The 13,136-nt window shown below is 47.2% G+C and carries 12 protein-coding genes; 9 read left to right on the plus strand and 3 right to left on the minus strand.

What is annotated here, in order from left to right; genetic code table 11:
• The first annotated feature begins 40 nt into the window (after positions 1-40).
• From DWY57_RS00450 to DWY57_RS00485, 9 genes are all read left to right on the plus strand, one after another.
• Positions 41-2,578 (plus strand): adenosylcobalamin-dependent ribonucleoside-diphosphate reductase, encoded by a 2,538-nt coding sequence (locus DWY57_RS00450; protein WP_119961174.1) that lies wholly within the window; start codon positions 41-43, stop codon positions 2,576-2,578.
• Positions 2,579-2,709: 131 nt separating this feature from the next.
• Complete coding sequence (locus DWY57_RS00455; protein ID WP_119961175.1) at positions 2,710-5,403, plus strand: 4-alpha-glucanotransferase; 2,694 nt, start codon at positions 2,710-2,712, stop codon at positions 5,401-5,403.
• Between the two features lie 274 nt (positions 5,404-5,677).
• Positions 5,678-6,043, plus strand: a complete 366-nt coding sequence (gene folB / locus DWY57_RS00460; RefSeq protein ID WP_005830212.1) for a dihydroneopterin aldolase — start codon at positions 5,678-5,680, stop codon at positions 6,041-6,043.
• 283 nt (positions 6,044-6,326) lie between these two features.
• The gene (locus tag DWY57_RS21145; RefSeq protein WP_243634616.1) at positions 6,327-6,530 is read left to right on the plus strand and encodes a hypothetical protein; all 204 of its coding nucleotides are present in this window, start codon (positions 6,327-6,329) and stop codon (positions 6,528-6,530) included.
• A 72-nt stretch (positions 6,531-6,602) separates the two neighbouring features.
• The gene (locus DWY57_RS21150) at positions 6,603-7,418 is read left to right on the plus strand and encodes a hypothetical protein (protein WP_243634618.1); all 816 of its coding nucleotides are present in this window, start codon (positions 6,603-6,605) and stop codon (positions 7,416-7,418) included.
• 134 nt (positions 7,419-7,552) lie between these two features.
• Entirely contained in the window at positions 7,553-8,020 is a 468-nt protein-coding gene (locus DWY57_RS21155; protein ID WP_243634620.1) for a hypothetical protein, read from the plus strand.
• Between the two features lie 145 nt (positions 8,021-8,165).
• Positions 8,166-8,552, plus strand: a complete 387-nt coding sequence (locus DWY57_RS00475; RefSeq protein ID WP_117599987.1) for a DUF3244 domain-containing protein — start codon at positions 8,166-8,168, stop codon at positions 8,550-8,552.
• A gap of 33 nt (positions 8,553-8,585) precedes the next feature.
• On the plus strand, positions 8,586-9,653 hold the full coding sequence (locus tag DWY57_RS00480; RefSeq protein ID WP_117599986.1) for a DUF4848 domain-containing protein: 1,068 nt from the start codon (positions 8,586-8,588) through the stop codon (positions 9,651-9,653).
• Between the two features lie 115 nt (positions 9,654-9,768).
• Positions 9,769-10,458 (plus strand): porin family protein, encoded by a 690-nt coding sequence (locus DWY57_RS00485; RefSeq protein WP_119961176.1) that lies wholly within the window; start codon positions 9,769-9,771, stop codon positions 10,456-10,458.
• A gap of 193 nt (positions 10,459-10,651) precedes the next feature.
• Here DWY57_RS00485 and DWY57_RS00490 read toward each other — a convergent pair whose 3' ends face one another.
• From DWY57_RS00490 to DWY57_RS00500, 3 genes are read right to left on the minus strand one after another with little or no spacing between them, the layout of a single operon-like run.
• Positions 10,652-11,170 (minus strand): methylglyoxal synthase, encoded by a 519-nt coding sequence (locus DWY57_RS00490; protein WP_117599984.1) that lies wholly within the window; start codon positions 11,168-11,170, stop codon positions 10,652-10,654.
• Positions 11,171-11,217: 47 nt separating this feature from the next.
• Positions 11,218-12,234, minus strand: coding sequence for a glycosyltransferase family 2 protein (locus DWY57_RS00495; RefSeq protein WP_119961177.1), 1,017 nt, complete (start codon positions 12,232-12,234; stop codon positions 11,218-11,220).
• Positions 12,227-13,126, minus strand: a complete 900-nt coding sequence (locus DWY57_RS00500; RefSeq protein ID WP_119961178.1) for a lysophospholipid acyltransferase family protein — start codon at positions 13,124-13,126, stop codon at positions 12,227-12,229. Before DWY57_RS00500 ends, DWY57_RS00495 begins: the two co-directional genes overlap by 8 nt.
• Positions 13,127-13,136: the final 10 nt, after the last annotated feature.

The following is a 13,136-nucleotide window of genomic DNA, read 5'->3' on the forward strand; positions in this document are numbered from 1 at the left end:
ATTTTACTTATTTGTAACTAATCCTAAGAGATACAACACTGTGGAAAAGAAAAATTATTCTTATGACGAAGCCTACGGAGAATCTTTAAAATACTTCCAAGGCGACGAGTTGGCTGCCAGAGTTTGGGTAAACAAATATGCAGTCAAAGATTCTTTCGGAAATATTTACGAAAAGTCTCCGGAAGACATGCATTGGCGAATAGCCAATGAGATAGCCCGCATTGAGGCCAAATATCCCAATCCATTAAGTTCAGAGGAACTTTTCGGCTTGCTCGACCACTTCAAGTACATTGTTCCGCAAGGAAGCCCGATGACCGGAATTGGAAACAACTATCAGGTAGCTTCTCTGTCCAACTGCTTTGTTATCGGTGTGGACGGTGAAGCGGATTCTTATGGTGCTATCTTCAAGATAGACGAAGAACAAGTACAGCTGATGAAACGCCGTGGCGGCGTGGGACACGACTTATCCCATATCCGTCCGAAAGGTTCACCGGTAAAGAACTCGGCACTGACCTCCACCGGCTTGGTTCCCTTCATGGAACGCTATTCAAACTCTACGCGCGAAGTAGCTCAAGATGGACGCCGCGGCGCACTGATGCTCAGCGTATCCATCAAACACCCCGACTCAGAAGCCTTCATCGATGCCAAGATGACCGAAGGCAAAGTGACCGGAGCCAACGTCTCCGTAAAACTGACCGACGACTTCATGCAGGCCGCCATCGAAGGCAAACCATATACACAGCAATATCCGATTGACGCCACAGAGCCGGCATTCCAAAAAGCCATTGACGCATCCGCATTATGGAAAAAGATTGTGCACAATGCATGGAAATCGGCAGAACCCGGTGTATTGTTCTGGGATACCATATTAAAGGAATCCGTGCCCGACTGCTATGCAGACCTGGGCTACCGTACCGTATCCACCAATCCATGCGGTGAAATTCCACTGTGCCCATACGACTCCTGCCGTCTGCTCGCCATCAACCTTTACTCATACGTAGTCAATCCGTTCAAGCCGGACGCCTATTTTGACTTTGAGCTATTCAAGAAGCATGTAGCTTTGGCCCAACGCATCATGGACGACATCATCGACCTTGAGCTGGAAAAGATAGAACGCATCATGAGCAAGATAGATGCCGACCCCGAAAGTGAAGACGTGAAACATACAGAACGCGTTTTGTGGCAGAAGATTTACAAGAAAAGCGCCCAAGGCCGCCGTACCGGTGTAGGCATCACGGCAGAAGGCGACATGCTTGCCGCCCTGGGATTGCGTTATGGTACTGAAGAAGCAACCGAGTTTTCGGAGAAAGTACACAAGACGGTGGCACTCAACGCCTATCGCTCATCCATAGAAATGGCCAAAGAACGCGGCGCATTCGAGGTGTACGACACAGAACGCGAAAAGAACAACCCGTTCATCAACCGCCTGCGTGAAGCCGACCCGGAAATGTACGAGGAGATGAAGAAGTACGGACGCCGCAACATTGCCTGTCTGACCATCGCCCCGACCGGAACCACCAGCCTGATGACCCAAACCACCTCCGGTATCGAGCCCGTATTCCTGCCCGTGTACAAGCGCCGCCGCAAAGTGAATCCCAACGATACGAACGTCCATGTGGACTTCATCGACGAAACCGGGGATGCCTTTGAAGAATATATCGTGTTCCACCCCAAGTTCGTGACTTGGATGGAAGCACAAGGATACAACCCCGCCAAACGCTACACGCAGGAAGAAGTGGATGCCCTGGTAGAGAAATCACCTTATTATAAAGCAACCTCCAACGACGTGGACTGGCTGATGAAAGTCAAGATGCAGGGACGTATCCAAAAATGGGTGGATCACTCTATCAGCGTAACCATCAACCTGCCGAATAACGTAGACGAAGACCTCGTGAACCGTCTGTATGTAGAAGCATGGAAATCCGGCTGCAAGGGCTGTACGGTTTACCGCGACGGTTCGCGTTCCGGTGTACTCATCTCTACCAAGAGCGACAAAAAGTCTGAGCTTCCCCCGTGCAAACCGCCTACGGTCGTTGAAACACGTCCCAGAATATTGGATGCAGACGTTGTCCGCTTCCAGAACAACAAGGAGAAATGGGTGGCATTCGTCGGCTTGCTGGACAATCATCCCTACGAGATATTCACCGGTGTGCTGGACGATGACGAAGGCATCATCCTGCCGAAGAATGTGGTGTCGGGCCACATCATCAAGAATGTGGATGAGCACGGAAACAAGCGTTACGACTTCCAGTTCGAGAACAAGCGCGGATACAAAGTTACCATCGAGGGTCTGTCCGAGAAGTTCAACAAAGAGTATTGGAACTATGCCAAGCTGATTTCCGGTGTATTGCGCTACCGCATGCCTATCGAGCAGGTCATCAAGCTGGTAGGTTCACTGCAACTGGACAGCGAAAACATCAACACCTGGAAGAACGGTGTGGAACGCGCCCTGAAGAAATACATCCAGGACGGCACGGAAGCCAAAGGCAAGAAATGCCCCAACTGCGGCAACGAAACACTGGTTTACCAAGAAGGTTGCCTCATCTGCAAGACGTGCGGAGCTTCCCGCTGTGGATAATCCCACGGCAAGCACAAACGTTTGCATAGGAATTTAAATGACTTAGATAACGGTAGCTGCATGATTATGAGGAATAATTTCTATACTTGCATAATCATTGCAGCTATTGCTATTTCTAAATCTAATATAATATGACACTAATATTCAATATCGAGTATCGCACCAGCTGGGGTGAAGAAGTCAAAGTCTTGGGTTCTATCCCGGAACTTGGCAACAACCAGCCCGACAAAGCCACCCCCCTGTACACTGTAGACGGCATTCACTGGACCGCGGAAGTGGATATCCAGATTCCCTGCAATGGAAGCGTCGAATACAGTTACCACATCTATCGAGATGGCAGAACCATACGGACAGAGTGGAACAGCCTGCCGCGTATCCTGCACGTTGCAGACAATCCGAAGAAAGTTTACCGCATAGAAGATTGTTGGAAGAATCTGCCCGAGCAGCAGTATTTTTATACATCCGCTTTCACAGAATCCCTGCTGGCGCATCGCGAACGCAGTGCCGCCCCGAAAAGCTACAAAAAGGGGTTGCTGATAAAGGCGTACGCCCCTTGCATAGACAATGACCACTGCCTGGCACTCTGCGGAAACCAGAAGGCGCTGGGTGACTGGAACCCGGACAAAGCTGCCCTTATGAGCGACATCGACTTCCCCGAATGGCAGGTAGAAGTGGATGCCGGCAAAATCAGCTTCCCGCTGGAGTATAAATTCGTCCTTTACAACAAGAAAGAGCGCCGTGCCGTGGCCTGGGAGAACAATCCCAACCGCTATATGGCCGACCCGCAGATAGCCGCCAACGAAACGCTGGCTGTCGGTGACCGTTATGTATGCTTCAATCTTCCTGCATGGAAAGGTTCCGGAGTAGCCGTACCCGTATTCTCCCTGCGCTCCGAGAAAAGCTTCGGTGTAGGCGATTTCGGCGACTTGAAGCGCATGATTGACTGGGCAGTTGCCACCAATCAGAAGGCGGTACAGATTCTGCCCATCAACGACACTACCATGACGCATACCTGGACAGACTCCTACCCTTACAGTAGCATCTCCATCTATGCCTTCCATCCCATGTACGCCGACCTGAAGCAGTTGGGCAGCTTGAAGGACAAGAAGGTGATGGCCGAATTCAACAAACGCCAGAAGGAACTGAATGCCCTGCCCGCCGTAGACTACGAAGCTGTGAACAAGACAAAGTGGGAATACTTCCACCTCATCTTCAAGCAGGAAGGAGAAAAGGTGCTGGCCTCGAATGCTTTCCGTAATTTCTACGAAGCCAACAAAGAATGGTTGCAGCCATATGCCGTCTTCAGCTACCTGCGTGATGCCTACAAGACCCCGAATTTCCGCGAGTGGCCCAAGTATGCCACCTACGATGCCAAGGAGATAGAGACATTGTGCCGGCCGGACTCTGCCGACTATCCGCATATCGCCATCTACTACTACATCCAGTTCAATCTGCACCTGCAACTGCTTGCCGCCACCGAACATGCGCGCGCCAACGGCGTAGTGCTGAAAGGTGACATCCCCATCGGCATCAGCCGCAACAGTGTGGAAGCCTGGAAGGAACCCCACTACTTCAATCTGAACGGCCAAGCCGGCGCACCGCCCGATGATTTCTCCGTGAACGGGCAGAACTGGGGCTTTCCCACCTACAACTGGGATGTCATGGAGAAAGACGGCTATGCCTGGTGGATGAAGCGTTTCCACAAAATGGCGGAATACTTCGATGCCTACCGCATAGACCACATCCTCGGCTTCTTCCGCATTTGGGAGATACCGATGCACACCGTACACGGGCTGTTGGGACAATTCGTCCCCGCCCTGCCCATGACGCGCGAGGAGATAGAAAGCTACGGACTGGCATTCCGCGAAGACTTCTTCCTGAAGCCCTATATCCATGAGTACTTCCTCGGACAAATCTTCGGCCCGCATACAGACTATGTGAAGCAGACCTTCATAGAGCCGACAGACACGTGGGAGGTTTACCGCATGCGTCCCGAGTTCGACACCCAGCGCAAAGTGGAAGCCTACTTTGCCGGAAAGACGGACGATGACAGCATCTGGATTCGTGACGGGCTTTACGCCCTTATCAGCGATGTGCTGTTCGTGCCCGACCGCAACAATCCGCACGAATACCATCCGCGCATCGGCGTGCAGCACGACTACATCTACCGCGCACTGAACGATTGGGAAAAGGCTGCCTTCAACCGGCTGTATGACCAGTACTACTATCACCGCCACAACGACTTCTGGGGACAGCAAGCCATGAAGAAACTGCCGCAACTGACACAGTCCACGCGCATGCTGGTATGCGGTGAGGACTTAGGCATGATTCCCGATTGCGTGGCATGGGTGATGAACGACCTGCGTATCCTTTCCCTGGAGATACAACGTATGCCGAAAGACCCGAAACAAGAATTCGGCCACACTGACTGGTATCCGTACCGTTCGGTCTGCACCATCTCCACGCACGACATGTCTACCCTGCGCGGCTGGTGGGAAGAAGACTTCCAACAGACGCAGCGTTACTACAACACCATGCTCGGACACTACGGTGCCGCACCGGCAACGGCCACGCCGGAGCTCTGCGAAGAAGTGGTTCGCAATCACCTCCATAGCAACTCCATCCTCTGCATCCTCTCCCTGCAAGACTGGATGTCCATGGACGGCAAATGGCGCAACCCGAACGTGCAGGAAGAACGCATCAATATTCCTGCCAACCCGCGGCACTACTGGCGCTGGCGCATGCACCTGACACTGGAACAACTGATGAAGGCAGAAAGCCTGAACGAGAAAATAAGGAGCATGATAGAAAGCACCGGAAGATAAGAAAGGATTCTTAACAAAGCATTATTTTAGGCACGGATTACATGGACAATCACGGATAATATTGAAAGCAACCGTGATAACCCGTATAATTCCGTGCCTAAAATAATTCGATAAGTTTATTCCGACCCTCACATAATTGTATTCTATAAAAAACAATTTCGCGCTATTTTTATATTTTACAGAATACAATCCGCAACCTGAATCGTAATAACCGGATACCGATTTGCCCGTACCACAAAATATCAGTAAGTTTGCAGAAAACAATCTACAAGTAATGACCAGTTATATTTTCCTTGACACCCTTCGCTTCTTCGCCCATCACGGCGTGGGCGAACAAGAAACCGTGGTAGGCAATGAGTTTACCGTCAGCCTGCGCCTGCAAGTTGATATCCGGCGTGCGGCAGAAACGGACGACGTAGCCGACACCGTGAGCTATGCCGATGTACATACAGCTGTGAAGGCAGAGATGGACATTCCTTCCAAACTATTGGAACATGTATGCGGGCGAATTATAAACCGATTGTTCCACGACTTCCCACAGATAGAAGAAATAACCCTCAAGCTGGCAAAGCGCAATCCACCGATGGGCGCGGATATAGAGGCTGCAGGAGTGGAAATATGCCAACGCCGCGGAGAATGACAGATTGCCGAATCACCCCATTCACTATTGATACACAGACACTTCCCACTGCAAAGACACTGCATGCTTTTTGCAGTGGCGCTGCAAACGGTTTGCAGTAACACTGCACATATATTTGCAGTAGTACTGCAACAGCTTTGCAGTGACGCTGCAACAGATATGCAGTAGCACTGCAAAATGTATACAGAAGTTCTGCAGTGAGCATGCAGCAACTTTTCTGCCGTAGAATACCACCATTGATACCAATATTCCGTACCTTTGCCCCATCATCAACAAAAAGTCAATGAGAAACGCTATACAACGACTGGCATTACTCCCCATCGTCGCTCTCTTCCTGCTACCGGCCGCTTGCCACCGGACGGACGGATGGGCAGAAGCTTTATTGAACAACGCCGACTCATTGCTGACAGCAAATCCGGACAGTGCTCTGCGACTGCTGGAGGCACTGCCTGCAACCACCAAACTTACACGTCGGGAGTCTGCCTGATACGCCCTGCTGCTGGCACAAGCCACAGACAAATGCGAAAAACCTCTGCTACCCTGCGACTCGCTACTGGACGTGGCACTGGATTATTATGACGATGACGAGCGCGAACGAGCCGTGGCACTTCTCTATAAAGGAAGACTGGAAGTGGAAATGGAACAAAGCGAACGGGCCATCGGCTTCTTGCTAGAAGGACTGGAAATCATAAAGAAATTCCCCCAAGATATTGAAACCAGAAAATATCTATTCAGCTCATTGGGAAACGAATACTTTGATGCACGGCTGTACGAGAAAGCAGGAAAGGCGTATCAAGAACTTTACAAATGTTGCACCACGGATAAAGACAAGTCGATAGCATTGAACAGCCTTGCCTCTTTTTATGCTGTAACAGAAAAAGAAGACTCTGCACTTATACTTCAATGCAAGGCTTTGGAATACGCCCAAATATCGAAAGATTCTGCCATGATTGCAACAATAGCCCTTAATCTCAGTGTAGAATATTCCAGTAAAGAAGCGAATGATACAGCCTTATATTATGCGCGAATGTCCTTACAATGGCTTCCCGGAAACAAAAATAGAAGTGATTATCACGCCAATATTGGCAATATATTCTTGGATAAAGAAGAAAGAGATTCTGCCATATATTATATAAACAAAAAAATAGAAGATAGCACAAATATAAAAGGACGGGAAAATGCTCTATTAAACTTATCTTATATAAAAGAAGAGCAAGGGGATTATCAAGCAACCACAGAATTACTATATCAGTTTGTAGACATCATTGACTCAATATATTTCACCGAGCAATCCAATAAGATACAGCAACTTATCCATAAGTATGACTCCCAAACAAAAGTAAAGGAAGAACAGTTTAAAGGACAAAAAAACTAAGGACAGCGATCGCATGTTTCACATTCTGCTGCTTCCTCATTGCCCTCTTCTATCAACATCGCATAAACAAAAGAAAAAGGCTGCAACTCATCAATGAGCAAAACCTGAAACAAGCCCAAGAAAAGCTCACTTCTTTGGAAACCACCATCGAAGAGAGTCACCGCATTGTAGTTCTATTGCAGAGGGAGCATTCTACATTAATGCAAGAAAAAGAAAAAAACAATCAAGAAATACAAGAGCGGGAAAACCAAATAAAGAAACTGAAAGAAGAAAAACTGGCTTTGCGCAACTGGCTGTTCAAACAAAGCGACATATACAAGAAGATAATAAAACTCTCCAAACAAAACGTGTCAAGTAAAAAAGAACGAAGTGTACTGACAGATGCAGAACTGAAAAAACTAAAGGAAACCGTATTGGATATTTATACTGATTACATAGCTGGCATAAAAGTCCAATATCCCAAATTGACAGATGAAGACTTATTATTTCTCTGCTTAGATGAAATTGGGTTCTCTTCTCAAACAATATCCCTTTGTTTTGGCAATATCGACACACATGCCCTTGCCCAACGAAAATACCGCATGAAAAAGGAACGGATGTAGCCAAAGAATAAGTAAGTGTGATTATTCTAAACACAATACATCTGCAAATCAACACCTTACAAAAAAACAAGTGTGATTGATTTCATGCTTCCATTTTAGTTTTTCCCTCTAACTTTGCCGCCATAAATCGATAAAACAACGAATAATGAAAGCAAAGTTATTTATGATTCTTTTAGTGGTACTCTTTATTGTACCGATAAGTGGAGCAGTTAATAAGCCAAGAAAACGCCCAGTCCTTTTGAGGAAACATGAAACACGCAAAAATGTGCTTCCACGCATCCCTATAGACTATACTATAGATGTAAGCAATAACGATAACTGTCCGCAAATACTATTTCAGTTTCCATTGCATGAATCCGACATCACCGTAGCAGATAAAAATGGGAACATCGTAATCAACGAACAACAAACCTCCATTTACGAAAGTAAAGCATTGTATATCTATACGCCTGAAGATTATCCTTATACAATAGAAATAACCTCCCCTGCTGTAGACATCACGGGAGAAATCACATTAGAGGAAGAGGATTAACCAACATATTATTTACATTTTAAACAATTAATCATGAAGAAAATTTTATTTCTTGCAACCATCCTATTGGCTAATATTTCATGCCAAGAGGAAGAAATCAACACACAAATCGAGCCTTCTGTACCCCAATCTAAAAACCTTCAAATTGTGCAAATCACCAACCAAGGGGAAATTATTCCAATCAATGGAACTACAACCAGAAGTTCTGTAGAAGGAGAACTTGCACTACGATTCATTTCCGAGTCCGATTACCAATCGACTATAACAGAAATCAGCCACATGACTGCTAAAGAAAGATTGGAATACGTAGACAACTTTATCTCTCTGCAGAAACTTGCCAACGAAGCAGACATGGAATTAGATGAAATAGGCGCGGTAGCAACCAGCGAAGCCGACTTCAGAAAGAGATATGCCCAATACGTAGAAAAGTACAGTGAAAAACTGATTACGAACAAATATGATGTAGAAGACTTGACACTGTACGTTCCCGATGGCGACAACCTCTCTACCTACCTTATCAATGAAAACAAAAAAGTAGTGATAGGCAATGAAGTCAAAGAAATTTCACTAAACAATGACATGAGTAGTTCTGAGAAAGCAGTATTTGCTGCTGATACGAGAGCCGGTGCAACCAACAGATTTGATTTCAAAGAAACAGTAGGTAAAAAGAAAACAACCGGAAATATAGAAATTGACAGCAGAGCATACATCAATGTACATGTAGGCTGTCAAAAGAAAATGTGGTACAGATGGAAAAGAGACGACAATAGAGATATCTATTATCAAGTCGCTGCAAGTCCTATGGCATATAGATATATAGGTCCTTATGGACAAGAACTTTACACCAATAACATACAATACTTTGCTTACCATAATGATGGCGACAAGCATGTAACTGTTGGCAGCTTACAGCCCGGAGGAAAATATCTTTCTGGAACGTTACGAGTTTGGACTGACAACTCTGTTAGTAATGTCAAAGATTCTGTAGAATATAACAACGTGTATGCACTCTATGAAAATAAGCTGGGAAAATTCAAACTTCCCAAACTTAACAATAGTGAATCTTATGGGGGAGACTTTTATATTGTAAAAACAAACTAAGTCAAAAAAGACATCGATACTTAATTTTATCTTACACTATCTGCCATTCTTCTTTATACAGAATGACAGATAGTAAGTGCTATAAACCAACTATAATTACCGATTTACATAATCAATGAAAGCAATCATAACTTTTATCTTAGGAGGAGTCTTCTGCTGTATGCAAGCCTCTGCCCAACAAGTCAAATTCGGCGTTGAAGCCGGCGGCAACTGGTCGCACTACAAAAACGATAAATCGAAAGCCGAACAAGTGGGAAGCATGGGAGGCGGTTTCCAACTGGGCGGAACCGTGGACTATGAGTTCAAGCACCATTGGATGTTGATGTCGGGACTTACCTGGATGCAAACCCGAAGCAGTATGAAGCTGTTCAATGCCAGCGTGCCTTACTTCCCCGATACGGAAATAAAGATGAACCACTTGAACATCCCCATAAAAATAGGCTACAACATCCGTATCAACAAAAACCTCAGCCTAATACCCTACATCGGTGTCTACGGCTCCATCAACTTCAATGCAGGTAAATGCGACGTAAAGAACCCTTATTATACAGGAGAAACCAATCATTGGAAGCCTATGGACGGGTATTCATACATCGTGCCGACAAAAGCAGACATCCCGTATGAATATGAAGCTACCATAGACGCTTTCCACCGTTGGAATTATGGTGCGGTGGGAGGCATGAAAGCAGTAATAGCAGGCAGATACACCGTTTCACTCCAATACTACGAATCCATAAAGAAAGTACAGAAACAATGCAACCTACACAACTATGGTTATCAGCTCAGCGTAGGCTATCAATTCTAACACAAAAACTAAAGTCTATAAGAAAGTTGCACATCCCTTGTGTCGGGTATGTGCAACTTTTATAATCGGTTTAAATTTATCAGCTTCAGCATCATTCACCTTATCTGTTTTTCGTTCAAACATCTTTCACCAGAAAGCTCTGTCAATCAATTACTTCCTTGTAAAGGTGAAGGTTATGAAGCACAATGAATGCCTATTTTTTCCGTTTCCGCTTCTTTGCCGATTCCACCGCTTCGGCCACCACCGGCTTATTTGCAAACCGCTTGGTGTAGTTGCTGTAATCGGGAACAGTGCGTTCATACGTCGGGTCGACAAACAACGGGCTGGAAATGATATGGTCTGCCGTACTGCGGTTGCAGCAGAACACGATGTTCTCCACACCGGCAAGGCGAGTCAACGCCTTCACATCCGTATCGTGCGGCTGAAGGGTCATGGGGTCGGTGAAAAAGAAAAGATAGTCAATCTCTCCGTCCACAATGCGCGAGCCCATCTGCTGGTCACCGCCCAAAGGACCGGATTTAAGGATAGTGAAATCCCACTCCACATCAGGATGTTTCTCCCGGAGGGCTTCGAGGATAAGGGTACCCGTGGTGCCCGTACAATAGAATTTATGCCCCATCAGCAATTCCGAGTTCCACAGTACCCACTCGATGAGGTCTTTCTTCATGGCGTCGTGTGCCACTAATCCGATTTTTCTAATTAGTTTTTCCATAATTCAAAACCTTTAATAGATTGAACAATTATAAAAGGCAACAGTTCCTACAATTGGGAAAAGAATTTCTTTCCATGCAGATAAAACTGCGCCAATATACTGCTTTTTGTCCGTTCCGGTATTACGGCAAGCGTAGTTTTTTTCAGATTCTCTTTGCGGGACGCTGCCAATGAAGCGCGGAAGGAGTGGTAGGCACGGCGCGCACGGAATACGGCCAAAGCATTGGGAAACTGGCCTTTCAGCATGAAACTGAACGCAGCCACATAATCGAGCACCACACGTACACGCATCACGGACGCCAAGTCCTCCTGCGGCAGATTCTTATAAAGCATGACAAGGTTATTACGAAAATTGAGGAAGGTCTTGCGCGGATTCTCCTTCTTCAAAGTGGCCCCTCCCACATGAAATACCACACTCTGCGGTATACATGCCAACTGTCTGCCACGGGCACGAAGCCGCCAACATAAATCTATCTCCTCCATGTGGGCAAAAAAACGTCCGTCCAGCCCACCCGCTTCCCGGTAATCCGCCAGACGGATGAACAGAGCCGCCCCCGTAGCCCAGAAAATGGGTATCACCGTGTCGTATTGCCCCTTGTCCTCTTCTACCACGCCCATAATACGGCCGCGGCAGAAGGGATAGCCATAGCGGTCGATGAAACCTCCCGCAGCTCCGGCATATTCAAACTGCCCCTTGTTACGCCAACTGCGTATCTTCGGCTGGCAAGCGGCCGTCTCCGGATAGGCATCCATATACTCTGCCAACGGGACAAGCCAGTGCTCGGTGACCTCTACATCGGAGTTGAGCAGCACTACATATTCTGCCTCCACCTGCTTCAATGCCAGATTGTATCCGTCGGCAAAACCGTGGTTCTCTTCCAGCAGAATCAAGTGCACAGAAGGAAACTCACGACGGAGCATTGCCACGGAGGCATCCGTAGAGCCATTGTCCGCCACATACACCACAGCACCATCCGCCTCCGAAAAACGCACAACAGAGGGAAGGAAGGAACGGAGCATATCACATCCGTTCCAATTCAATATGACAACAGCAATCTTATCCATGTTGCACAGCTTCTTTTCGTTTCTTTTTCCAGCGTTTATGAGACCAGAACCAATAAGCCGGTTCGCGCCGGATGGTCTGCTCCAGACGACGGGCGAAGCACTCGGTTATCTCGCCATCCGCCGTCTGCTTGGGAGTTTCGGTAACCAAGTCGAAGAGCACTTTGCAATATCCTCTGGATGTCCGTTCCAATTCACAATAAAAGACGGGGAAGTCCATCAGCTTGGCAATGCGCTCGGCGCCATCCATGAACACGGTGTCCTGATTCAAGAAAGTAGTCCAATAATGGGCCTCGCTGCGGTTGGGCGACTGGTCTGTAATCAGGCCGATGGCTATCCGCCTGCCTTCACGGCGAAGCTTTATCACTTCGCGTGCCGTGGAATGTTTCGCCACATTATATCCTCCGAACCGGGCGCGGATATGCTTGAACATCTCGTCCAGATACTTATTGCTTAGCGGTTTGTACACCTGCACCGGGATGTCGCCCGGATGCATGATGGCCCCCATGCCTATAATCCACTCAAAATTGGCATAATGGGGAATCAGCAGTACAATGCCTCCATGCTTCTCTATCATGGCAAGGTATTCTTCCTTATTATCATACTTCATCCGGCGGCAGAGCTCCTCGAAAGACATGCGCAGCATCTTCACCTCTTCCAGCATATAATCGCAGATATAATGATAGAATTTGCGCTCTATCTCCATCAATTCGGTTTCCGACTTCTCCGGAAAGGAATTGCGAAGGTTGCGGCGAACGACTTTCTTCCGATAATGCACGACGTGGCGCATCAGGAAGTACAGCCCGTCAGACAACGCATAAAGCACCCGGAAAGGCAGAAGTGCCACAAGCCACATGCCCGCATAAGTCAGCCAATAGACAATTTTTGATTTCACTTCGTCAGTT

It is taken from the genome of Bacteroides sp. AF25-5LB (assembly GCF_003602965.1).
GTDB lineage: Bacteria > Bacteroidota > Bacteroidia > Bacteroidales > Bacteroidaceae > Bacteroides > Bacteroides uniformis.